Consider the following 23,092-nt stretch of genomic DNA (forward strand, 5'->3'; position numbering starts at 1 on the left):
CTAAAGGGCATACCGTAATACATTCCCTTCGGGAGGGCAGGCTTCGCCTGATAAGGTATATATATTCAGAGTCTTGTCACTGAGAATCCATCACCTAGGATTGCACCGGAATCCACCACATACCCTGCCTGTCCGCACTGGTATGTACTGTCCTTCGCGCGAACAACCGGTACATCATCTACAAGGAGTTCCAGACAGTCCCCTTTTACTTTGAAGGTCAGTCTGTAAGTCTGATCTATCTGATAGTCATAGGGTATCTCTGCCAAAGTCTCCCGTTTCTCATTCTTCTGACGATAGATTCTGGCAACTCCTTCTGTGAATACCGCGCCGTAATACTGGCGGTGTCCCTTTGCCCTGGCTACGAGTCCGGCAAGGCTTTGTTGTGAGAAGGTGATGACAGAAGACACCGCATAGTCGTCCCAGTCACTAGTTCCCGTCGCTACCACTCCGTTTGCATATTCATGGCAGATAGAGAAAGTTACGGTATAATCCGGATTAAAATGATCCGCCGAGGAGACAAAAGTCTTCAGCCATGCTGTGGTAGTCGTCCACGGAGTCAGAGTCGGTGTCATCTCCATAGAGCGTCCCATCTTATAGCAAATTGGTGCATTGCTCCAATCCAATGTTTTTAAAATAATACTTCCGTCTAAACGGTCTTCACTAGTCAGACAGATTCCCAGACGGTAAATGGCATGTCCTTTTGTGTCCGGCACTTCCCAGATAATTTCGTTCTCTCCGCGTTTCAGCGCCGTCTTTTCTCCATAGCACATGTCCAACTCATCCTTCTCGTCAAAATACTGAATAAAGAATCGGAAAACAGGATTTTTTTCTTCCTGTGCCTTTACAATCGCCTTCACCTCTTGCCCGCTGTAGAGAGTCGGGGAACAAAGCACATCAAAGTAGCTGGTTCCTTCCTTACCCTTGGGCTTTAAGTCGATAAAAGTATCTACACAACAAGAAGCGTGCACGCCCTTTCCCAGACCTGTATAGGAAATCCGGCATCCATATTCGCCGGTCGTCTCATAACTATTCTCAATACCAGAGAGCACCTGTTCCTCCACATTGCCGTCAAAAGGGACTACCCCCTGTACACTGCCTGGGTATTCAAAAGCATACCGTTCCTTAGGAATGGTGATTTCTTCCCCTTCCAGCGCTGCAGCGGCACGGACAATCTTTCTTGTCTCTAAGACCGCATCGGAAATAGTCTCCCCGCTGTCACTGGTCACCACATACAGCCTATCTGCCACAGGTTTCCGGATGTCCGCCCCTTTCTCAAACCCGTCGAGCCCCAGACGGATACCGTTTAAGCAGCCTACATTTCCAGAGTTACAATCCGTATCCCATCCGGCAGAGCAGGCAATCATACAAGATTTTGCAAAATCATCACCGCCCATGATGAATGACATAAGAAGAGTCAGGTGATTCGTCACCATAGGACAGTTTCCAGGATATTTGTCATATCCGTGCTCTTTAGCTATCCATGCTCTTACTTCCTGCCAGTCCTTCGCCTCTCTACACCTTCTGCGTAGTTCTGCGACCAAATCTTTGAAAAATGTATTGTCTATATATTTCAGCCCCTCGTCCAGCAGACGATCCACGTCTTTTTCCTCAAAGGCTAAAGACTCCATGACTGCCAGATAAACTGCTGCATCGACAGCAAGCCCGTCGTGGCTGACACTGGCTGCCCTTCTCGCCATCTCAGCCGTTCTTTCAGGGTTATTTGGATTCACGAGCGCCCATGTATCAATAAAAATTTCTGAGCCAATCTGCTCTGACATACTTTTTCCATTTAACTTTTCGCTTCCGCTTTCCGGCGCTTTGATACCATTTTTCAATCTTATGTATGCTGTATGCTCTGTACTCCTGCATAGACCGCCCCACCAGAGAATCGTCTCATTTTCCACAATATAATTGAGCCAGGCATTTCCAATCTCCTCCGCGGAAATATCCGGATCATATCCTGTGTCTTCCAGAGCACGGAAAAACGCGAAGGTACCAGAAATATCATCGTCCGGTACAATCAAAGGGGCTCCTGTCTTATGGTTCTTATAGTAGTAAATTTCACCGAAGGTATCTCGAATCTTTTCAAAGGTCCAGCCTTCCACCGGCCTTCCCAGATAAACACCAATGATCTTTCCAAGTACTCCGGCATAAATGCTATTTTGATACTGTTTAATACTCATGTCATCCTCCTTTTATGTTTCAGTCTTATTCTATGCAGGACTCTGGATGTTCACATGACAATACCTGCATGTTGCACAAATCTCTATCCTTTTACCGCGCCGCTGACCATACCGTCTACAAAGTATCTCTGTGTACAGAGGAAGAATACAATAATTGGCCCAATCAAGGTAAACGCTGCTGCCATCATAATTCCCATGTCAGAGCCGTAGGACCCGTTCATGGCAAGGAAGCCTAATGTAGCGGTAAAGTTTTTCGCCCCTTGCAGGAAAGTCGAGGAAATCAGATATTCATTCCAAGATTGCAATCCCACCAGAATTGCCACCGTAATGAGTCCAGGCGATACCACCGGACGCATAATATGCCAAATAACCTGTCGTGTCCCCGCCCCATCAATACGTGCCGACTCTTCTAACTCCCTCGGTACATTGAGGAAGTAAGTCCGCATAAGGAATACAGATAGGGGCATGTACAGAGCCGCCAAGATAACACTGGTCGCCGGTATATTTCCAATCAAGTTCAAATTCGCATATACGTAGTAGAGTGGGAACAAGAACAACTGGATCGGTACTGTCATCGCCATCATAAAATACATCAGAACTGCTCCACTCCCCTTGATACGTTTGCCGGAGAGTACATATCCCGCCAGACTCGCTGTAATCAGGATAATGATAACCGTACAGCCGGTCAGTTTGATACTGTTGATAAATCCCACAGAGAAGTTGCCGGTCTCCCACGCCGAAATATAGTTTTCCAGGTGAAGCACCACCGGAATAGAAAGAGGATTTGCCACAATCTCCGCGTTTTCTTTAAAGCTGTTTATAAATACCAATGCGATTGGTGCAAGACATATCACCGCCAGAATCAGAAGGATGATATGGATCGCCAGGTTTACACCGATTTTTTTCTTTCTCGAAGTCGCCGCCATAACTCTTTTCTCCTCCTATCTTCTGTCTTCTCTTCTGCTTATCCGCGCATAGATAAAGGACGCGATCAATCCGAAGAAACTAATGAATAGTCCGCATGCCGCTGCTTTGCCTACTTTCATGGAACTAAATGCAAAGGTATACGCGTAAGTTCCAAGCACTTCCGTCGCATGGGCAGGCCCGCCCCCTGTCATCAGCTTAATGTAGTCGAATGCCAGGAAAGAACCGATGGTGATCATGACAAACATCAGGCTCACAGTGGACATGATATTCGGAAGATATATATAACGGAAAAGCTGCCAGCCGTTACATCCTTCCACTCTCGCCGCCTCTACCTGGTCGGTAGGGGTTTGCCGTAATGCCGCCAGATAGATGACAGTCAGATAGCTCCAATAGTGCCATATATCTACCGCCGCACATCCGTAAATGGCCGTCTTAACATTTGCAAGCGGAGAGCCAATGTCTATTCCTAAGTTCCGAAGCACAGAAATCACACCGGATACCGGACTAAAAATAACATTTAGCCAAAGCATTGCGTTGACTGACGGAGCCAGCACATAGGGTATCAAAAATGCCACCTGATAAATACTTCTTGTCCTTCTTCTAGAAAGCAGCAGCATCGCTGCCAACATACCGATGCAGACAGGTATCGTCAGAAAAAGAATTGTCCAGATGATATTGTTCGTAATTGCTTTATAAAAAATTTTATCGTGGAACAACTCAATAAAATTCCGAAATCCAATAAAGTTAATTTCCGGAGATAACCCGTTCCAATCCGTAAACGAATATATAACCGTCATGATGCCCGGTACTAAAATGATACACACACTGATGATGAGCGCCGGAGCTATCAGGACATAATTCCAATTAAATTTTCTTGTCTTCATTTCTTCTCCCATCTTTTCGTGAGTTCTGCTCTGTGCAAAAAAGAAGGCTGCTTTTGAGTCCCCCTCTTCAGCAGCCCTTTTGTGTATCTAGTTTACTTCATTGCAGGCGCTGGAATCGGTGGTACCAGTCCCTTTTCGAACTCTTCTGCAAATGCATCCTCCAGCGACTGTACATAGTCATCAACGGTCGTTGTGTCATACCACACCTCATCAATGTTAACGATTCTAGTCTGTGTATCTGCCGGGAAGAATACATTGTCGTAGTAACCAAAGTTCCCCTGGTTTACGGCGTCAGATACACTCTGGACAACAGATACAAATTCAGACGACAGGTACCCCATCTCGCTTGTATCAACTGTTGAAAGGTCTTTTAACGGGGTTCCCCAGTATCCTGGCCATGCCGCTGTCATCTCCTGCATGAATTCGGCATTCATCATCATGTCAATGATTTTCGCCGCCTCATCCTTATGAGATTGTTCTGCATTGGCATTGATGGAAAGTGTACATGCTGCTCCCAGTGTATACGTTGTCTCCGGTACTTGCTCTGTAGCCGGGAACGGAATGAATGCAATATTTTCTTCTTTGTCATCTGTGAAGTAAGAAGCTGCCCATTGGAACGCGATGGATGGTCCTACGAAGAACGGAGCTTTCTCTTCGGACAGAAGCTGCAAGGATTCACTGAAGTTTAAGTTCACATAGTCATCTCCGGCAAGATATCCTTTGTCCCACCAGTCTTTAGATTTCTGGATTGCCGCTTTTACATCGTCATTGACCCAACTTTCTTCTCCTGTCAAAACTTTGTACATCGTTTCCGGTCCTGCAATGTGTGTCAGAAACAGAGAGCCATAGTTTTCATTAACCGGCTGCCAGCCTTTATTTCCTGTAACGGAAGCGTACATCCCCTTTTCCAGAGCCTCATCCATGATAGCTTCCATCTCTTCAATCGTCGTTGGAACTTCCCATCCATTGTCCTCCAGTACTTTTTTGTTATAGAAGACACCCATGGTGCTGACACCGTTTACCAGGCTGTACAGATTACCATTTACTGTTCCAGATTCATAGTACGGTTGCAGGATCTTGTCTTCCCATCCATATTGTTCGGAGTACGCATCTAAGTTTTCCAGTTTTCCTGCTTCTACAAGGGGCATTACAAATGCCGGACCAGATCCGTATACAATATCAGGCCCCTGGTCTGCTGCCAGTGCAGTTGTCATGTCGGAGTCTACCGACGGACGGAACTCTACGACAAGCTGATACTCATCCTGTGAGGCATTGTACTTGTCCACCAGGATTTCCTTCATTGCTTCCTGCGCATAAGGCTCTGCGCCCCAAAACCACATAGTAATCTCTTCTCTGCCTTCTAATTCTTCATCTGTCAGGACCGTGATATCTTCCCCTTCTGTCTCGCCTCCATCTTTTCCACCATCGTCCTTGGACGTGGATACCTTACATCCCGCCAGCATGGTCATCGCCATGGAAGCTACGAGAAACATCGCAATCATTTTCTTTTTCATAAATTGCATTCCTCCTTTTTAATTTTGATAAACATTTATCATATGTTTATCATTTTTCTTATTTATTAACCAAATTATAGTTTAATTTTTACCTTTTGTCAATTTCATTTTTATTTACACTCATTTATGTTTTAGATATTTTTTCTGTTTTTTATTATATTTTTTAATTATTTTCTGTTAATTATATTTTAATTTAATATATAACACCAATTGTTTGCATGATAAAAACAGGTAAATTTTATTTTCTGTACAATCTGCATAAAAATAGCCCTTACTTTTTTGCTATTTCAACCGTAATCCTATCGTCAAAAAAATACTGTATTCCCAATACGCTCCGCAGATCAATACAGTCTTTTGTCCAATAAAAATACGCATGGCTGCCAGCATTGAAATGCTCCACGCAACCATGCGCACTATCTTCTTTTTTTTAAATAGTTTTGTCCTTTACAGACTCTCCTTCTATAAGCGATGGAGTAAAGTAATTTGTTTTGATACCGTCCCCTTCTCCATTCTCCACCTTCTTTATAAGAACTTCCGCTGCTTTCCTTCCCATCTGTTCTCCTGGCTGACAGATACAAGTGAGCCTGGGATTTAACTTCTTCGCCTCCTCCTCATTGGCAAAGCCGATCAGCGAAATGTCCCTACCTATCTGTCTACCCTGCTGCTGTGCGAAAGCGTAGACACCTGCCGCAAGTGTTCTCCCACATGCTACGAAAGCAGATATCCCTTTCTCCGTCAGACAGCGAGCCCCCTCAAGCCCGCCTTCCTCTGTGTATTCGCTATAATATACAAGGGATTCATCAAACGGTATGCCTTTTAGCATCAATCCCTCGCGGTAGCCTTCCACCCGTTTCCTTGTATTATAGATTCCCTGTTTGCCGGCGAGGATTCCAATTTTCTTATGTCCCATGGCAAACAGGTGATCCACTGCCATAGTCCCACCCTGCTTATTATCCGCTGTGACAAAATCACAGAATACATTGTAAATCGCCTTATCTAGCAGCACAAAGGGAAGTCCCGATCTTTTTAGCTTCTCACCCAGCAGGATATTATTATCCCCTGTATTCATATCCAGTGGAGGTATGATAATAAGTCCCGCCGCCCCCAGCTCTGCGGCAATTCCGATTTGCTCTGCGCACTTCTTGGAAAAATTCTGACAGTACATATGAAAGGTATAGTATCCATATATAGACGCATACGCCTCCATCCCTCGGATACATTCCTCCGTCAGTTCATTGTTTAAATCAGAATAAATAACTCCCAGCACCTTTCCTCCTGCCGCTGCCTGTATCCTATGTTTTCTTTTCCGCATTTCGTAGCCCAGTTCAGCTGCCACATCAAATATCTTCTGCTTTGTCTCATCGGAAATCCTGCACTCTTTATTATTCAAGACTAATGAGACACTTGCGGCAGACACGCCAGCCCGTTCTGCTACATCCCGTATCGTTATTCCCACACTGTCACCTCTTTCCTAAAAATGCAAGCACTGCCCTGGCATTCTCCTCATGGGGCATGTTTACTGTCAATGCTGCTTTCGCCCCTTCTATCCCTGCATCAGCCTCCATGCCTGGGATATTTCCTTCTACACTTTGTATCTCACCTACATATCCTGTTTCCTCGTAAAAATCAATCTGATCTTCTCTTCCAATCACAATGTCAATCGTCCCTGATCGCAGCCATGTTGTGGCAATTGCCTCATTTGCCGCCACATCAAAGTCAATAGACTGGATATGGATTTCCTCCCCTTTTCCCACTTCTACCACAGACGAAAGCTCATGCTCCAGCGCTGATGTGTCCATAACAGGTTTTAAGACAAGAACAGAAACCACATCTTTCTTGTTTTTAACAAACATGATATTTACAAAATATCCTACAATTATCAGAGTAATCAAAATGCTTACAATTGCAACGATATGATGTCCGATAAACTTTACCACTTTCCAGTCAGACATATCTCTCAAATACCTTTCCCAGCAAAAATGAATTCACATATGCAGTAAGAGCAAAACCAATAATAACATACACCGGTACTCCATACACTGTGGGCGTACCACCCGCAAACATCGCAAAAACAAAAAGCAGATTCACCGCCGTTACCGGTATCGTGTACAGGATTCGCGTCATAGAGATGATGAGGGCATTCTTAAAAATATTAGGCAGTGTATTCTCAAACTTTGCCATCAATGGGAACACGTAAGACAATACCATTGCCACGAAAAGCCCCGCCGCCAATACCGCTGTGGTGAGCACAACCCCCATTTCCGATTTCATACTCGCCAAAATACTGAAATCCATATAAAATAACAATAGCACCAAGGCACAGAGCCCCCACACCACCGTTGCCTTTTTAAAATTTTGTTTAAAATATTGAACATAGCTCCTCACAATGTAGGATTCCTCATTTTTGCACATTTTAAGTGTCACACTGTACAGTGCTGTACATGCCGTTCCTATAGTAAAGATGGGAATACAGCTTACACAAAATAGGATATTTAAGATAATCAAATCCACTGTTTTCGTGAGGACACGATAGACAAGCCCGTCCTGTCCCAGAATATTTTTCATGGTTTTGTGCTCCCCTCCTATGCCTCCAAAAAACACATCTTATTTACATCAAACATCCCTGCCTCAGTCAGCCGTATCTCCGGAATGACTGTCAGAGCCATAAAGGACAGGGTTGTAAAGGGATCCACCCCTTTACTAATCCCCATTGCACGCGCTTTTTCTACCATCTTTGAGGTTTTCTCCTGAACAACCTCCACCGGCTCTACACTCATGAGCCCACCCAGCGTCAAAGGCAGCTCATCCACAATCTTCCCGCCGGATGTAATGACATATCCGCCCTGCATCTTTTCCAGTTCACACACTGCACAAAGAATATCCTCGTCATTGTCCCCTGCTGCTATGATATTGTGAGAATCGTGGGAAACCGTAGTCGCCACTGCTCCACCTCGTATGCCATAGCCTTTCATAGGGCAGACTCCTACTTTTCCATTCCTTCCATGACGTTCCACCACCACCAGCTTACTGTATTCCTCGTCAGGACGGAACACACCGTCTTCCCCAGGAATTTCCTCTTTTAAATGACGGGTCAAGAGCTGGTCCGGCACAAGCTCTAGCACATCATTTTCCGCTTTCTTTTCCAGATATAAGGACTTCAGACTCAATTTCGTGATTTTCACCGTTTTTAACAGAGACTTATCTTTCAGTTCATAGGTAAAAGACTGAAGCCACTTATCAGTGACAACATTTCCCCCCTTAATAACAAACTCTGGCTCCGCCTTCTCCAAATTCTCAAGTACAACCATATCTGCCGCGTATCCAGCAGCCACTGCTCCCATATCCTTCAATCCATAAGCAATCGCCGCATACCAGGACGCCATTTTATATGCCTGAATGACCGGTGTCCCCACCGCCACTGCTTTGCGGATACAAGCATTGATATGTCCTTCTTTCTCAATATCCTCCAGATGCTTATCATCCGTACAAAACATACAGTTCTCCAGAGATACCCCAGCTTCTACAAAGCCTTTCATCAGTGTCTCTACATTTCTCGCACCGCTTCCTTCCCTCACCAGTATTTTAAGCCCTGCACGTAGTTTTTCCAATCCTTCCTCTGCAGCCGCGCACTCATGCTCATCCATAACACCAGACGCGCGGTACGCTTGCACCTCTTTACCCCTGATGCTAGGTGCATGTCCATCTATCACCATGTCCTCAAAAGCATCCAGCTTTCGCAGCGTCTCCTCATGTCCATTCAGTACATCCACAAATCGCATCATCTCTCCCAAGCCCAGGATTCTCGGATGTCTTTTATAAGGCAGCATATCCTCCGCTAAAATTTTTCCCGCGCCGTTGGTATCTACATCTGTCGCAGGAACCGAGGATGGAATCATGACGTAGGTATCCACTGGAGAATGCTCAGAAGCGTCCAGAATATAATCAAGACCACACATTCCACAAACGTTGACAATCTCGTGAGGATCTGCCACGATAGCGGTAGTCCCCTTACGCACAATAAATCTGGCAAATTCCAGTGGCGTTACCATAGAAGATTCAATATGGACGTGGGCATCAATGAATCCCGGTACAATGTATTTCCCTGTGCAGTCTATTTCTCTGGCCCCCTCATAGCTCCCCACACCGGCTATGACGCCGTCTACAACCGCCACGTCTCCATCGATAAATTCCTCTGTAAAAACATTGAGTACTTTTGCATTTTTCAACACGAGGTCAGCAGGAATCTCTCCTTTTGCGACCTGTATTCTTCTTTTTCTCATAGCAGCCCCTCCGCCTTTATTCCACCGTTCACTTGCTAAACTTCTTATTTTTTTATCATAGTTTATCACATTCAACCTCTTCTGTAAAGCATAGATATAACGCAGGCTGCATGAGAGTATCATTCTTTATATTTCACGTGCCGATAAATCACCATTGCCAGCTTGAATATAATTGCCTGATCAAATATCCTGATGTCCAGTCCGGTCAGCCTTTTTATCTTCTCAAGCCGATACATCAGTGTATTTCTGTGGATAAAAAGCTGTCTCGCTGTTTCCGACACATTCAGATCATTGGAGAAGAAGCATTTTACTGTCTCCAGTGTCTCCTCTTCAAGAGACGCAAAGCTCCCCTTTATGAACACCTCGTTTAAATACCGTTCACACAAAGGAAGCGGAAGCTGATAAATCAAGCGGTTAATCCCCAGATGGTTATAATGGATGACCGTTGTTCCATCTTCAAACAAATACAAAAGCGCCAGCACGTACAGAGATTCTTTATAAGATTCTGTCAACTGCCGTATATCTGTCACAATACTTCCAATGCCAACCACAGGTAAAACACCAAAGAGTTCTTCTGCCTTCTTCTGGAAATATGCCCCCATATTTTCTAAGTCTTCCCTCGAAGTATTCGAACGCACCTCCGCTATAATAATCACATCCGTCTCTGTCATAGAGAAAATCTCGTACTTTCCAGGTCTATCCATTGCCAGAAACAGATGATGCAGCTCCCATTGCGGATCGATATACTCGAACCTGAGAAGATATACTGCTCTTGGCTTCAGCAGATGAATTTTCAGCATATTCGCTCTCACGTTTACATCCTCTGACAAAATATTTTCCAGAAACAAGTTTTTATAAAATAAATGCCGGTTATATTTCTCCTCAAAATAGGACTTCATACCGGTAAAACAAACTGACAAAATGGTCGCATAATCTTTTGCTTCTTTGTCAACTCCCTCTACAAAGACCGCAAACTTCACCAAACTATTCTCATAAAAAATCCGATAGGTATTTTTCCCCACAATAAATCCGTCGTTTTCTTCATTTGTCCGTGACATAAGATTGAATGTATTTTTCTGTCCAATCAGTTCCTGATTGCTGCATGAAATAATCTCCCTGTTGTCTATTACACCAAAGGTTCTCGAGATACTGTTCTGTAACTGATATACATATCCCTGAAAGAATCTGTCTGCCATTTTCACACCGCCTTCAATAATTTAAATTTTACCTCTGCATAGTATTTGATTTTCCAGCTTCTTTTACCCCCCCCCCCGGTATATAGAGCATACTGGAATATTATACCATTTCCCGGGTATAAATCCAATATAAAAAGGCGGAGTTCAAGAGCAAAACAGGCAGGAAGTTCACACTTCCTGCCTGCCCTTTACTGTCTATTCAATATATCCTCTCTCTGCGAGATACTCTTCACTTGCACCGGCTGCCATCCACCATTTTTTCTTATTTCTTCTGAAGGAGAGATAAATCAGAAGGAATACTGCAACTACAAGAATAACACCGATAATGCGCATTGCTCCCTCCGCGGAAAATGCTTTGTACACAAGATAGAGTACTGGATTTGTTCCTACAGTCCATGCCGCGATTCCCAGTCCCTGTGAAAACGCATTTGCCACTGAATCCATCTGAGATGCCACGCCGGCTGATTCTGCCGCTTTTGTAAACGCCGCGCACACGTCGGAGTTCAAAACATTGGCGATATTAAACCAGATCGTTCCTGATATAATCGTCATCAAAATATCGCCTCTAAATACACAAATCAAGCCTGCTGTCATAAATGCCATCGCCGGAATATCTGCCAGCATAAGAATTTTATTTCCCGGCATAATCAAGGATGTAAAGAATACGATCGGGATTAAAATCAATGCCGCTGCCATGTTATCTCCATTTCCAAAGAAAACCGCCGGATCCATTGCAACATGAAAATATTTACGGTTCGACTTTCCTGTCTGCGCCCTTGCCTGCATAGACTGGCTCAGCGGAATTAAGCCTTTTACAAACAATCCAGATACGGACGGATAAATGACCATTACACCTGCGATTGTAATCGCTGTAGTCAGAATTCCCGACCAGGTAGAAGCCTCTGTCAGACCTGTCAAGGAACCTAAAATTGTAATCAGGATTCCGACAATCAGTCCTATAATCAGAGGTTCTCCCCAGAATCCAAATTTATTTTGCAGACTTTCCGCACTGACTGGCTTTGTCTTAATTTTCAGTTTTATTACAATCCATCTGACAATCATGGCAAAGGGAGCTCCACCCGACGGAACACTTGTTAATGTCAGGTTGTCATATCCATTAAATTCTTGGAGAGACGGCGCGATAATATCTGCAATCAGCAGGACAACTAAGTTGCACATCACTGCCGCTGCAACACCCAGGGCAAAGCTTCCTGTTGTAAACTGCACAATCACTGCCCAAAATACAAACTGGTAATAATTCCATATGTCTGTCGGCTGGAACGTATCTACTAATTTCAATCCAAACAAAAGCAGGTTTAATCCAAGACCAAGTACCAGATAAATATAACCTAATGTGTTGGAATACACGACAACCGATGCGCCCTGCCATCCAATATCGATATACGGAAGGGAAATGCCCACAGTATCTGCCATTGCCGTTACATAAGGCGTAATCGCATTCATCAATATTCCAAGAACTGCATTGAAGAGTGTCAGGCCCACCGCCATATAGATAGCGCCTTGAAATGATTTTTTTACCCCAACCCTCATACACATACTGATGATGAAGATGATAATTGGTACGATGATTGTACTGCCAAAAATTCCCATCACATTGTTGACGGCGTTACCTATGTCTATTAATATCTGCATATGCTGCTACCTCCTATCTCATTTCTCTTAACTATTTTCTCTACTATGTATTTATTCCGCCATAATCCTTTTTACCTCTGCCAACAGTTCCTCTGTAAACTTATCTGCCCCTACCCCCGTGAACAGCGGCAATCCCAGCATAACTGGAGCACCGGCTTTGTTCTGCGCATTGGTTTTTCCTGTCACAACAATCAAGTCATACCCTTCTAGATTTGGCACTTCTGTAATCTTATGTGGAGAGATAGAAAACGGAATTTTTTCTTTCTTTAAAATTTCCTTTATCTTATCTGTCACCACTGTGGTTGTAAAAATTCCCCCTCCGCACGCCACAGCCATATTAATTTTTGCTTTCATATTCAAGTCCTCCTTCATTTTTATGATTCATTTCGCATCAGTCTGTCACCAAATACTCATCCAGAAGTCCTTTCATCTGGTTCATCAATTCTTCTGCATCTGTCACATTTTTTAGTTTCTCGAGTGTTTCTTCATCCTGGAATATCGTGCTGAATTTTTTCAGCACTGCCGTCTGATAGCTTGGATCCGTAATTCCGAACAGAAATACAAGCGGCGCCTCCACTGTCTCGTCCGGATCGCCCATGCAACGGAAGGAAACCGGATTTTTTAATACCACCATTGAAAAAAAGGATTTCAGGCACCCGTCATGTATATGTGGGATCGCGATCGGAACAGCGGTGGGAAGTCCGGTCGGATATTCCTTTTCTCTTGCCAGAACCGCCGTGATAAATTCCGGCTCTATCAAATCATTCTCCATTGCTTTTCCAGCGAGCAGACGAATGACCTCCTCTGCGTTTCCTGCAGTTACTTCCGTCAGTATCATTGTCTGATTCGTGTACAACCCTATCGCTTCCATCTGTTCCTCCTTTAATCTTCTCCAAATTTTGTCTGAATCAAGGCGACAAGGTCCTCCACTGCTGCCTGCTCATCCTCACCCTCTGCACTGATTTCTACCGTTGTTCCTTTGCACAGTCCCTGTGCAATCAGCATCACAATCGATTTTGCATTTGCCTTGCAGCTTCCTTCCTCATCCATATTCTGAATAGTTATTTTGCTGTTGTAATTTTTCGCCAGATTTACAAAATCTGAAGCCGGACGGGCATGCAGCCCAGTCTCATTTTCAATCATTACTTTTTTTGCATACATGGTTTTTCACTCCTTTTCGTGCCTTACTCCAAAAACTCGCTGTTCAGATAATTTTCTACCTGGACGGCTGTCGATAACTCCAGCACCGTTCGGGACATCCTCTGCGCTTTGCAGATATTCAGCTGAGAAATCATTTTCTTCACTGACGCTACTGAGGATGCATTCATGCTGAATTTCCGGATGCCAAGCCCTGCCAAAAGCGCAACGGCCTGTGGATTTCCGCCCATTTCACCGCACACACTCACGGGTTTTCCTTGTTTCTTAAATTCCTCTACAATCTGCTTAATCAGTCGGAACATTGCCGGATGAAAACTCTGGTAATACTTCGCCACGCTGGGATTCAACCGATCTACCGCCATTAGATACTGGCACAGGTCGTTTGTTCCAATACTTGCAAAGTCTACTTCAGATGCCGCAATGTCAGCCATCAAAGCGATAGACGGAATCTCCACCATAATTCCTACTTTCACATCTCTGCCATAGGGCACTTTCTCTTCTTCTAATTCACTGCGCACCTCCCGTATGATCTCTTTTGCGAAACGAATATCGCCGATGCTCCCTACCATTGGAAACATAATCCAGATATTTCCGTAGTATCCTGCTCTTAGAATTGCACGAAGCTGTGTTTTAAAAATTGGTTTCATCTCAAAGCAAAGCCTTAGAGCGCGCAACCCAAGAAACGGATTATCCTCCTGCGGCAGCTCTAAATAATCCAGTTTTTTATCTCCACCGATATCCAGTGTCCGGATTACCACAGGTCTTTCGTTATACACCTCCGCAATTTTCTTATATACTTGAAACTGTTCCTCCTCTGTCGGCAGCTTTTGTTTGCTCATATAGAGAAATTCTGTGCGGAACAGTCCCACGCCGTCTGTATACTGCTCCAGTTCCAGCTCGCTCTTGTCGGCGGAGCCAATATTTAAGCATACATCTATCTTGGTTCCGTCTACAGTAACTGGATTTACAGCGAGGTATTGCTTCATATCGCTCATTTTTCTCAAGTGTACGTCCCGCATTACCTGATATTGCTTTTCCTGATCCTGCGTCAGATTTGTAAGTACTTTCCCTGCATGTGCATCTACAGCAATTTTTTGTCCGTTTTCCGTATTTACAAGAATATCCGGCACTCCTAATACTGCCGGTATCCCATAATTTCGTGCAAGAATTGCCATGTGTGATGTGTATCCTCCTACCTCTGTTACAATGGCAAGTACATGTTCCTTTTTCATTGCCGCCGTATCAGAGGGAAGCAAATCGTGTGCAACTACAATCACATCGCCTGGTAACGACGCTAAGGAATTATCCTTCACACCGAGTAACAGTCTGATAATCCTTAAGCTTACATCCTTTAAATCTGCTGCTCTTTCCCGAATCAACGCATCCTTTGCTTTTGAAATAATTTCAATATATCTTTCATAGACTGTCTTGACAGCACATTCTGGCGAAAGCAGATTTTCCCGTATTTCGTCTTCTATTTCCTGTCCCATCTCTTCGTCCCGAACAATGTCGATATGCGCCTGGAAGATTTTTTTCTGTTCCTCATCCAGATCCATATCCTGTGTCAAAGCTTGTAATTCTTCTTCTGCCTTCTTTAGCACATCCTGATATGCACAGATATTTTCTTCTATTTTTTCTTTATTGATGAATGTTTCTTCTACTTTCAGTCCGCCGGGTTTATACTGGAATACACTTCCTATCGCCGCCCCTTCTGAGACTGCCGTTCCCTCGTAAATCATTCCACCACCTCTTTTTCATCAGTGCACTTCCACCTGCACTGTATCCTTACATAAATGTTTCAATCGCAAATGCTACCCCGCTTTTATTGTTGGACAATGTCACCTTATCCGCACAGCTTTTTACATTTTCCATAGCGTCCTGCATTGCTACGCCTAAGCCTGCATATAGGAGCATATTTTTGTCGTTTTCACCGTCTCCTACTGCCACGATTTCTTCTCTTTTGATTCCGTAATAGTCAGCAATCCATTCCAGCGCTCTGCCTTTATCACTTCCTCCGATTTCAAGAGAAAAATCATACGCCAGTTGTGCACTGACACTTCCTTTAAAATATGCTTCCATCCAGTCCTTTATCTGACAAATTTTTTCTGGTTCATCCAACACCAGAATTTTCCCCAGAGGTTTTCCATTATAGCATTCTTCTATGTCCTCCGTGAAGATTACTTTCTGATTCATGCACCGTTCGAAAATACTTAAGTATCCATTTTGCAGCTTCGAATATACCTTATCCCCCTGGTAGATCAGGGGATCGAAGCCGTACTCTCTGCAATAAGAAAAAATTTTTCTACAATTTTCTTCAGAAATCAATTCTTCTCTCAGAACCTTCTTTCCCGTACAGTCTAAAACCAGACTTCCATTCTGTGTCGCCACAGCGTCCTTTAGTCCGAGCTGCTTTATGATCTCTTCTAGCGCCGGATAGCCTCTGCCGGAAAACAAGATTACTTTTACGCCTTCTTTTTGAACTTTCCTGATCGCTTCTATATTCTTTTTGGATAATCTGTGTTCGTCATCCAGAAGTGTTCCGTCCACATCCACTGCCAACAATTTATACTTCACAGGTCAATTCCTCCTGCACGCTGTTTTTTCTTCTGCGTGTGCCTTTTCTATCATCTGTTTCAATCGGAAAAACATTTCCATATCTGCCGCTTTTATCATGCCCATCACATGACCTGGTTTCTTTTGTTCATCATGGTAATCTGAACCGGCAGTCTGGAATAATCCATATTTCTCTGCAAGCTGTTTAAAATACACTTCTTTTTCTACAGAATGATACGGTGTGTACACCTCCATTCCTTGAAGGCCACATTCCAGCATACGCGGTATCTTAGGCTCATCTTTCTTGGTAAACCACTCTCCAGGATGTGCAAGCACAGGCACTCCTTTTGCTTCTCTTATGGCGCGTATTCCCGTATAAATATCTACAATATATTCTGGAACATAGCACTTTCTTCCTGCCACCAGATAATCCTTTATGAAACGGATATACGGTCTGTCAGATTTGCTCCCGCCCTGTCGGTATACACAAAGCTTTGGATTGCCGGCATTGCGTGTGTCGTTGAGTATTGCATTTGCAAAATTTGTAATAACCGGTGGATGCGGATAAGCCAGCCTTTCTACTTCTTCCATGTCTACATAGAATCCCTCTTTTTCCAGATTCTCTTTTATCTTCGGAAGAATATCGATACGGGACTTTTGTATCTTTTCAATTAGTTCCAAAAGGCTATGCTTTCCCTTGGTATCTATTCCATATCCTAGAATATGTACCATCCTGTTTTCATCAATGCAGGAGAGCTCCAGCGCCGGAATTGTCAAAATTCCGGTACGCCGTGCTTCCTCCTCTGCTTCGCCGGCAGCCTCATATGTATCATGGTCTGCAATAACAATCGCCTGCATTTTATTTTCTTTTGCCTGCCTAAAAAGCTCCTGTACACTGAATGTCCCATCGCTGGAATATCCGCTGTGCATATGTAAATCCACCGTTTTTCTTTTCATAGCTTCCTACTTCTTCAAATCAAACAAATCCTGATGAACGCCAATTCCCCAAAGGTCAAGCGCTACCTTCAACGGCTCACAATCTTTTGCCGCTTCCTCAAGCGGGATTCCCTCCGCAGTAGCATCTGCCGCTTTGATTAAGCTTTCTACTCCTGCCGCTGCTCCCATTGGATGTGCGTGCATTGCCGCACCTGCCGAGATAGAGAAGTCCATTCCAAGATCGTTTGCAACATTTGGAATCAATCCTTGGTACACGCCTGCTGCCGGCCCTGGGAAGGTACGCTTCATACCGCGGAAATCCGTCAGCAGAGACTGTGCGATACGGATATAACGCTCTCTTTGAATATTGACTTTTCCGTATGCACATGGATAAATCACAATGTCCGCCCCACTCATACGCATAAATTTTCCAAGTACAAGATGACTGGAAATACCTGAATAATGTGACTCATACATTGCTCCTGCAAATGCCGGATGCGCCAGAATTGGAAGCGCCACCTCGTCATTCTCTGCAATCATCTGCATTGCCGGCCAGCCCACTGTCAAAGTATTGATCATAAGCGCCGGAATTCCAAGCTCTTTACACATTTTTGCCTTGTCTAACATTCTATCCGGTCTGTCAGTAATATTCGGAGAATACAGCACACGTTTTCCTGTCTTTTCGTATACATCTTTTAAAATCTCTGCTGCAATTTTTGCTCTTGCCTTTACTGTGCAGTAGTCCGTATCACTAAACAATTCATCATCCTTGATCCAATCGATTCCCGCCATTGCAAGCTCACGGATCAGTTTTCCTGCATTTTCCGGTGTTGCCCCTGTACACGGCTTAATCATGCTGACAATGAACGGTCTTTTCGGAACGCCTGTGATTTCGCGCAGTCCCTCTACACCAAATCTCGGGCCTTTAAATCCGTCCGTAAATACTTTCGGGAAATCAATATCAATCAGTTTTAACTTCCCTGCCATAGAAATATTTCCAATTACAGAAGTCAGTACCTGTGGAAGATTTGCTCCCATATTCTCAAATGGGAAAGCAATCTGGAATACTGCCATACGTTCTTTACCTTCTGCCTCCGGCATACTGAACTCATAGCATGGAATTTCATGTACCGCTATGACTTTCCCGCCATGGCGTCTTCTTACTTCCGGTGTCTCCAGGGGAACCGGCGCCCATGTTCCTGTTGTCTGTTCAATCGCCATAGAACCTACCAGATTCAGCAAGTCAGATGTATAACCCTGGCAGAAGTATGTACAGATTATATACTTCTCTTTGTCAATCGATTCTGGTAACTTAAAAATGTTCTCATCATATTTCATTGTTATATCCTCCTTATGTTATGAAATATATTTATTTTGTCTTTCACGCTGTGGGCACCCCCTCATGCCTGCCACTGTTATCTGCATATGTATTCCAGCAGTGTCATTACGTTTTCCTTTTCTGCGCAGTTTAAGCCTACCGCTTCGCACGCGCATGGAGTAACAATTACGTCCTGATCCATTCCGCTTAAATCTGTCATTCTGCGTCCTGCTATTGCCAGCAGATTTTCTGGCTCTGCGAGTCCGAGTCCTCCGGCAATCCCAGAATCTGTCACGTCATACCCGCTGCGCTTCGGTAAAAGAAGTTCTGCTTCTGGTAAAATCTCACTATAATTTACCTTTCTCGCAGGATACAGTCTCTGTATCACTCCGCTTTCGTGAAGCACGACTTTTTCTGTTCCAGAGAAGCTTAACTTATTTTCTGCCAGAAATTCATCCAGAAACTTTATCTTCTCTGCCATCTCAGGAAACTGAATCAGCAGCGCATCCAGCACATAGCTGTCATCTGTTATAACACTATCATATTTAGCAAGTCCTTCTTTTATTCCAGCCGCATATGTATTCGCTGCCTCTGTCTGGGCAAGAGCAAGAAGCAAGTACCCACAGTCTTTATATTTGTTTGTGCAGTAAACACTTTTTCCCGCTTTCTTGCAAACAGAAGCCGCCTGTTCTGCTGTTTTTTCGGCATTTGGAGCCGCAGGACTAATCAGAAAAAGTATCTCTGCATTCTCATCCCCCACGCTGCATTCTTTATACTGTGCATAGACACTTTCTTCTTTTAAGACAGTATCTACAAACGCTTTATATTTCTCCGGTACTTTATCTCCTGCAATAATCTCCCCGCGTACATAGCGCATCACCTCCGCAACGGGAGTGTCGTCGATACTCCGCGTATCTGACTCATATCCATCCGTCGCCATAAAAGCTTCCTTCGCCACATACTGCATGTCAAAACGGGTACCCATGGCTGTAAAAACTGCCCCCATACCAGTAGAGGTGTCTACTCCCAGGATACGGCTGACCGGAGCAAAATCTGCAATGATGTCACTTGTCAGACAATTAGATGTCCTGTAATACAATTTCGAAAATTCTTGTGTTGCCATTGCCTTTCCCCCATTTCTTTATATTTTTGCAGCAGCATTTTTACCAGCAAGGTAAGCAGATGCAGCGGCAATTCCCGCGCCGCTTCTCTCGCTTGCGAAATTGTGTCCTGCAAGAACATCTCCGCATGCAAAAACGCGCCCGTTATATTTTGTATCGACAACAGACATATCCGTGTTTACCTGTACGCCCATTCTCATAAAATCTTGGCCGGCAGAGTGTACTGCGTCCCTGTCAAGCTGATCGGTTGTCACTTTTCCAAGATGTTGCTCTAAAAGTTCAATCCATACATCTGTATGTCTGGCTTTGATTCCGCCTCCTACAAATCCACCCGTTGCCAGGACAACCGCCGGAGCCTCGAACATTTCCTTCTTTCCCGGATGATACTGATCGGTCAGCCCGATTACACACTCTACTTTTACTCCATTTTCTGCCGCCTCCAGCTTCTTTGCAGAAGCCCCGCGAAGGAGCTTTGCTCCTTTTTTTTCGAGTCCACGATACACAGCACGTGTAAAACGATACCCGACTACTGAATTGCCAAGCGCTGCCACTTCTGCCACTTTACATCCGCATGCTTCTTTTAATTCTGCCAGAAGCTCATTGTAGGTTAAGTATCCAAGAACCGGTGGGAACAAGATTTTATCAAAGGAATATCTGTTGTTCATACAGAATGTCTGAATCAAAGAAACCAATTCTTCTTTTCCTTCCTTTGTATCCAGATAATCTGCAAGCTCTCCATCGCTTATCTTTCTTCTGTCTCCCCAGCCCTTTATCTGAATCTCCGTAGAAAAATAGTCTGCCTTTCCTCCCAGCTTTTTCTGATACTGCTGATAGGACATTGCCGCTGCCTGTGCGTTAAATGCCACATTTCCTTTTATACCCACAACCAGGACTCTCTCTTTTTCTCCTGGAACAATCGCCCCTTCATACATAGTGGAAGGCACATATGCATTGATAGAAAATGTTCCCAGCATATTCGGCACCCATGCGTTCTTCCCATCAAATCCTTTCAGTATGTATCCCCCCGCTTCTGCCAGAGAAAGCAATGCCTCGACTCCTGTTTCGAGTTCTCCTTTACACTTGGAATAGGTGTGGCCTGGATATTTTTCAAGGAGCTTTTCCACTCCTTCTCTATAATCGTCACAGATAACCGGATGTTCTCCCGGCACAACTCCCATAATATCCAGAGTCCCTGCAGAAATTTCACTGCTTCCTCCGTTTGGGAAAACCATTGTCACACTTTTTCCGGCATTTAAAACTGCATCCGCAGCTACGCAGGCCGCAGTTCCACCGCCTATTACAAGCACATCATTCTTATTTGCATCCATGATTTGCCCTCCTTATTCTAAACTTAATACGTCATAACTGCCCATGCCGACATACATTTCCTGCATAAGCTCTGACAATGGAAGCTGGTCACCGTACTGTGCTGCAAAATAAATACCTTTCCACCGTTCCTGCACGTATCCAAGCACGCACTCTTCCGCTTCTGCCGGCGTCATATCAAGCGCCTGCTGTGCGATTCCGCCCGCTTTATAAATAGAAAAGGTTCCCTGTTCCTGCCCCATTCCAATTCGTGTACGGCGGCGCAGATCTTTAAAGTTTTCTACCTCCTCTTCTTTGAAGGAATAGCAAACTTCCGAGCCAATCATCTGTACTGCATCATCAATGACATATGCCTGATCTGGATATTTCTCTAATATCGTCTTCGCAAACTCTCCGTAGCGTGCCGTAAACTTGTGTGCCGCATAGCGGGAAATATGATATTTCTCGTGGATTTCCTGCGCTTCTTTTTCTGCTTCTTCCTTCGTCGTAGCGCCATAGATTAGCTCCTTGTCTGAGGTACATGGAAGCACTTTTCCTACTAGTTTTTCACACGCCATATCTACCGCTACCTCTGCCATCAGACGCGCTGTCGCATATTTTCCTCCGGTGATCGTAATCATACCGGATACGCCTTCCATCTCTTCATGATCTAAAAGGAACATTCCACGGCTGATATTTCGCCCTGTTTCTTCTCCTGTCGTATAGAGTGGACGTACACCTGTACAGAATCTAAGCATTCTTGCCTCTCTTAAGTCTGGAATAATCTCTGCTACAGAATCCTCCATGATTTTGATTTCATCCATGCCTGGATCCGCATCATCCGGATCGTCTACATCTACAGAGGAGGTTCCAAGAAGCGCTGTATTCTGGAATCCCTGGCTTACCAGACCGTCTCCGTCTGCCGGAGTCCGCAAAATTCCGATCAACGTTTTCGTCGGACGCATACTGTAAATTCCTGTAGATCCTTTATTCGGTTTCATTGGAATTGCGAAGCCTGCCATTTCTGTAATCTGTGAGCACCATGGCCCTGCCGCATTTATAATCAGTTTCGCGTATACTTCATAAATATTATTTTCTGTCTTATCCAGCACTCTCAATCCCACAACCCGTTTTCCGTCCATCAGCGCTCCGATCACTTCATGATGTGTGCGGATCTGCGCACCTTTTTTCTTGGCATCATATGCCTGCGCGATACACAGCCTAAAGGGATCAAAGCCTGTATCGATTGTCCGGAGTGCAAAACGGATATCTTTTGTTAAAAGTGGTTCCTCACTGGTTGCTTCCTCCACTGAAATAATTTCATATGGAAGTCCAATGTCATCCGCATTTTTCATCCACTTTTGTGCAAACTCCATCTGTTCATCTGTTTTTGCCACCCAGATCGCATCTGTCGGGTCAACTACCTGCGGCACAATTTTCCGGTACACTTGATTTTCCTGCAGACACTCCCGCGCCGTCTGGATGTCAGAAACCACATAGCGGGAACCGCCATGTAGAGCAGAATGGCATCCGCCTGAAGTTCCGGCAGCCAGGTCATCCCTCTCCAAAAGCAGGGAATTCTTAAAACCACGCAATACCAAATCACGTATCACGCCAGTTCCAGTAGTTCCGCCGCCGATAACTACCACATCAAAATTTTCTCGCATAAATCGAGCCTCACTTCCTATAATATTTTTCAAGCCGGCTTAAATTGTCTACATAATATCACCGTTGTTTTGCACAATCAAATCTTCATATTTGCATATTTTTTCGTTCTTTTTGCGCAAAAGTATACATACCGCCCTAAATTGATATACGTTTTTTAAGGCGGTATGTACATATTCTTTTCCTGCTCTATAAAAATTATCAAAAAACTTTTACATAGTGCTTTATTCTGCACCCCTGATTTTCTATCCAAAAATTTCCTATTTTTTTCCTTCTTATTTTTTCGATTGTAAACAGAACAAAGTAGACAAGCTCACTTCAACTCCCCTGCCCCTCAATCTTGGGGAGCTTGTACACTTTGCGCACAGTGTGTATCCCCTCGGAGGGTTTTATTGTATA

The 23,092-nt window shown here is 44.3% G+C and carries 21 protein-coding genes; all 21 read right to left on the bottom strand.

What is annotated here, in order from left to right:
- Positions 1-65: 65 nt before the first annotated feature.
- The 21 genes from ACZ5C4_RS14400 to ACZ5C4_RS14500 all read right to left on the bottom strand — a co-directional run bounded on the left by ACZ5C4_RS14400 (position 66) and on the right by ACZ5C4_RS14500 (position 22,695).
- Entirely contained in the window at positions 66-2,183 is a 2,118-nt protein-coding gene (locus tag ACZ5C4_RS14400) for an ADP-ribosylglycohydrolase family protein (protein ID WP_464521618.1), read from the bottom strand.
- Between the two features lie 83 nt (positions 2,184-2,266).
- On the bottom strand, positions 2,267-3,109 hold the full coding sequence (locus ACZ5C4_RS14405) for a carbohydrate ABC transporter permease (RefSeq protein WP_464521619.1): 843 nt from the start codon (positions 3,107-3,109) through the stop codon (positions 2,267-2,269).
- Positions 3,110-3,124: 15 nt separating this feature from the next.
- On the bottom strand, positions 3,125-3,994 hold the full coding sequence (locus ACZ5C4_RS14410) for a carbohydrate ABC transporter permease (protein ID WP_464521620.1): 870 nt from the start codon (positions 3,992-3,994) through the stop codon (positions 3,125-3,127).
- Between the two features lie 92 nt (positions 3,995-4,086).
- Positions 4,087-5,508 carry an ABC transporter substrate-binding protein gene (locus tag ACZ5C4_RS14415; protein ID WP_464521621.1) on the bottom strand — a complete coding sequence of 474 codons (1,422 nt, stop codon included), beginning with the start codon at positions 5,506-5,508 and terminating at the stop codon, positions 4,087-4,089.
- A 282-nt stretch (positions 5,509-5,790) separates the two neighbouring features.
- Entirely contained in the window at positions 5,791-5,916 is a 126-nt protein-coding gene (locus ACZ5C4_RS14420; protein WP_464521622.1) for a hypothetical protein, read from the bottom strand.
- Between the two features lie 19 nt (positions 5,917-5,935).
- Positions 5,936-6,964, bottom strand: coding sequence for a LacI family DNA-binding transcriptional regulator (locus ACZ5C4_RS14425; RefSeq protein WP_464521623.1), 1,029 nt, complete (start codon positions 6,962-6,964; stop codon positions 5,936-5,938).
- 4 nt (positions 6,965-6,968) lie between these two features.
- Positions 6,969-7,460, bottom strand: coding sequence for a hypothetical protein (locus tag ACZ5C4_RS14430; protein ID WP_464521624.1), 492 nt, complete (start codon positions 7,458-7,460; stop codon positions 6,969-6,971).
- Positions 7,453-8,073 (bottom strand): YesL family protein, encoded by a 621-nt coding sequence (locus tag ACZ5C4_RS14435; RefSeq protein ID WP_464521625.1) that lies wholly within the window; start codon positions 8,071-8,073, stop codon positions 7,453-7,455. Before ACZ5C4_RS14435 ends, ACZ5C4_RS14430 begins: the two co-directional genes overlap by 8 nt.
- A 17-nt stretch (positions 8,074-8,090) precedes the next feature.
- Positions 8,091-9,788, bottom strand: a complete 1,698-nt coding sequence (ade, locus tag ACZ5C4_RS14440; protein WP_464521626.1) for an adenine deaminase — start codon at positions 9,786-9,788, stop codon at positions 8,091-8,093.
- Positions 9,789-9,907: 119 nt separating this feature from the next.
- Positions 9,908-10,984, bottom strand: coding sequence for a PucR family transcriptional regulator (locus ACZ5C4_RS14445; protein ID WP_464521627.1), 1,077 nt, complete (start codon positions 10,982-10,984; stop codon positions 9,908-9,910).
- Between the two features lie 195 nt (positions 10,985-11,179).
- A complete protein-coding gene (locus ACZ5C4_RS14450) occupies positions 11,180-12,637 on the bottom strand; it encodes a PTS transporter subunit IIC (RefSeq protein ID WP_464521628.1) in 1,458 nt (485 codons plus the stop codon).
- A 51-nt stretch (positions 12,638-12,688) separates the two neighbouring features.
- A complete protein-coding gene (locus ACZ5C4_RS14455) occupies positions 12,689-12,991 on the bottom strand; it encodes a PTS sugar transporter subunit IIB (RefSeq protein ID WP_186876985.1) in 303 nt (100 codons plus the stop codon).
- A 37-nt stretch (positions 12,992-13,028) separates the two neighbouring features.
- Positions 13,029-13,508 carry a PTS sugar transporter subunit IIA gene (locus tag ACZ5C4_RS14460; RefSeq protein ID WP_464521629.1) on the bottom strand — a complete coding sequence of 160 codons (480 nt, stop codon included), beginning with the start codon at positions 13,506-13,508 and terminating at the stop codon, positions 13,029-13,031.
- An 11-nt stretch (positions 13,509-13,519) separates the two neighbouring features.
- Positions 13,520-13,798: an HPr family phosphocarrier protein gene (locus tag ACZ5C4_RS14465; protein WP_464521630.1), complete on the bottom strand. Its 279-nt coding sequence runs from the start codon at positions 13,796-13,798 to the stop codon at positions 13,520-13,522.
- 23 nt (positions 13,799-13,821) lie between these two features.
- A complete protein-coding gene (ptsP, locus tag ACZ5C4_RS14470; protein WP_464521631.1) occupies positions 13,822-15,534 on the bottom strand; it encodes a phosphoenolpyruvate--protein phosphotransferase in 1,713 nt (570 codons plus the stop codon).
- Positions 15,535-15,580: 46 nt separating this feature from the next.
- Complete coding sequence (locus ACZ5C4_RS14475; RefSeq protein ID WP_464521632.1) at positions 15,581-16,369, bottom strand: Cof-type HAD-IIB family hydrolase; 789 nt, start codon at positions 16,367-16,369, stop codon at positions 15,581-15,583.
- A gap of 3 nt (positions 16,370-16,372) precedes the next feature.
- A complete protein-coding gene (locus ACZ5C4_RS14480) occupies positions 16,373-17,305 on the bottom strand; it encodes a PHP domain-containing protein (protein WP_464521633.1) in 933 nt (310 codons plus the stop codon).
- A 6-nt stretch (positions 17,306-17,311) separates the two neighbouring features.
- Entirely contained in the window at positions 17,312-18,622 is a 1,311-nt protein-coding gene (locus ACZ5C4_RS14485; protein ID WP_464521634.1) for a RuBisCO large subunit C-terminal-like domain-containing protein, read from the bottom strand.
- Between the two features lie 77 nt (positions 18,623-18,699).
- Positions 18,700-19,725, bottom strand: a complete 1,026-nt coding sequence (locus ACZ5C4_RS14490) for a (Fe-S)-binding protein (RefSeq protein ID WP_464521635.1) — start codon at positions 19,723-19,725, stop codon at positions 18,700-18,702.
- Between the two features lie 18 nt (positions 19,726-19,743).
- Positions 19,744-21,051 (bottom strand): FAD-binding protein, encoded by a 1,308-nt coding sequence (locus ACZ5C4_RS14495; protein WP_464521636.1) that lies wholly within the window; start codon positions 21,049-21,051, stop codon positions 19,744-19,746.
- A gap of 12 nt (positions 21,052-21,063) precedes the next feature.
- Positions 21,064-22,695 (bottom strand): FAD-dependent oxidoreductase, encoded by a 1,632-nt coding sequence (locus ACZ5C4_RS14500; RefSeq protein ID WP_464521637.1) that lies wholly within the window; start codon positions 22,693-22,695, stop codon positions 21,064-21,066.
- Between the last annotated feature and the right edge of the window lie 397 nt (positions 22,696-23,092).

It is taken from the genome of Mediterraneibacter flintii (assembly GCF_055387595.1).

What these genes read in the sequence shown, in the direction of transcription:
- ACZ5C4_RS14400 (WP_464521618.1), bottom strand. Translation starts at nt 2,183, where the DNA reads ATGAGTATTAAACAGTATCAAAATAGCATTTATGCCGGAGTACTTGGA.
- ACZ5C4_RS14405 (WP_464521619.1), bottom strand. Translation starts at nt 3,109, where the DNA reads ATGGCGGCGACTTCGAGAAAGAAAAAAATCGGTGTAAACCTGGCGATC.
- ACZ5C4_RS14410 (WP_464521620.1), bottom strand. Translation starts at nt 3,994, where the DNA reads ATGAAGACAAGAAAATTTAATTGGAATTATGTCCTGATAGCTCCGGCG.
- ACZ5C4_RS14415 (WP_464521621.1), bottom strand. Translation starts at nt 5,508, where the DNA reads ATGAAAAAGAAAATGATTGCGATGTTTCTCGTAGCTTCCATGGCGATG.
- ACZ5C4_RS14420 (WP_464521622.1), bottom strand. Translation starts at nt 5,916, where the DNA reads ATGGTTGCGTGGAGCATTTCAATGCTGGCAGCCATGCGTATTTTTATT.
- ACZ5C4_RS14430 (WP_464521624.1), bottom strand. Translation starts at nt 7,460, where the DNA reads ATGTCTGACTGGAAAGTGGTAAAGTTTATCGGACATCATATCGTTGCA.
- ACZ5C4_RS14435 (WP_464521625.1), bottom strand. Translation starts at nt 8,073, where the DNA reads ATGAAAAATATTCTGGGACAGGACGGGCTTGTCTATCGTGTCCTCACG.
- ade (WP_464521626.1), bottom strand. Translation starts at nt 9,788, where the DNA reads ATGAGAAAAAGAAGAATACAGGTCGCAAAAGGAGAGATTCCTGCTGAC.
- ACZ5C4_RS14445 (WP_464521627.1), bottom strand. Translation starts at nt 10,984, where the DNA reads ATGGCAGACAGATTCTTTCAGGGATATGTATATCAGTTACAGAACAGT.
- ACZ5C4_RS14450 (WP_464521628.1), bottom strand. Translation starts at nt 12,637, where the DNA reads ATGCAGATATTAATAGACATAGGTAACGCCGTCAACAATGTGATGGGA.
- ACZ5C4_RS14455 (WP_186876985.1), bottom strand. Translation starts at nt 12,991, where the DNA reads ATGAAAGCAAAAATTAATATGGCTGTGGCGTGCGGAGGGGGAATTTTT.
- ACZ5C4_RS14460 (WP_464521629.1), bottom strand. Translation starts at nt 13,508, where the DNA reads ATGGAAGCGATAGGGTTGTACACGAATCAGACAATGATACTGACGGAA.
- ACZ5C4_RS14465 (WP_464521630.1), bottom strand. Translation starts at nt 13,798, where the DNA reads ATGTATGCAAAAAAAGTAATGATTGAAAATGAGACTGGGCTGCATGCC.
- ptsP (WP_464521631.1), bottom strand. Translation starts at nt 15,534, where the DNA reads ATGATTTACGAGGGAACGGCAGTCTCAGAAGGGGCGGCGATAGGAAGT.
- ACZ5C4_RS14480 (WP_464521633.1), bottom strand. Translation starts at nt 17,305, where the DNA reads ATGAAAAGAAAAACGGTGGATTTACATATGCACAGCGGATATTCCAGC.
- ACZ5C4_RS14485 (WP_464521634.1), bottom strand. Translation starts at nt 18,622, where the DNA reads ATGAAATATGATGAGAACATTTTTAAGTTACCAGAATCGATTGACAAA.
- ACZ5C4_RS14490 (WP_464521635.1), bottom strand. Translation starts at nt 19,725, where the DNA reads ATGGCAACACAAGAATTTTCGAAATTGTATTACAGGACATCTAATTGT.
- ACZ5C4_RS14495 (WP_464521636.1), bottom strand. Translation starts at nt 21,051, where the DNA reads ATGGATGCAAATAAGAATGATGTGCTTGTAATAGGCGGTGGAACTGCG.
- ACZ5C4_RS14500 (WP_464521637.1), bottom strand. Translation starts at nt 22,695, where the DNA reads ATGCGAGAAAATTTTGATGTGGTAGTTATCGGCGGCGGAACTACTGGA.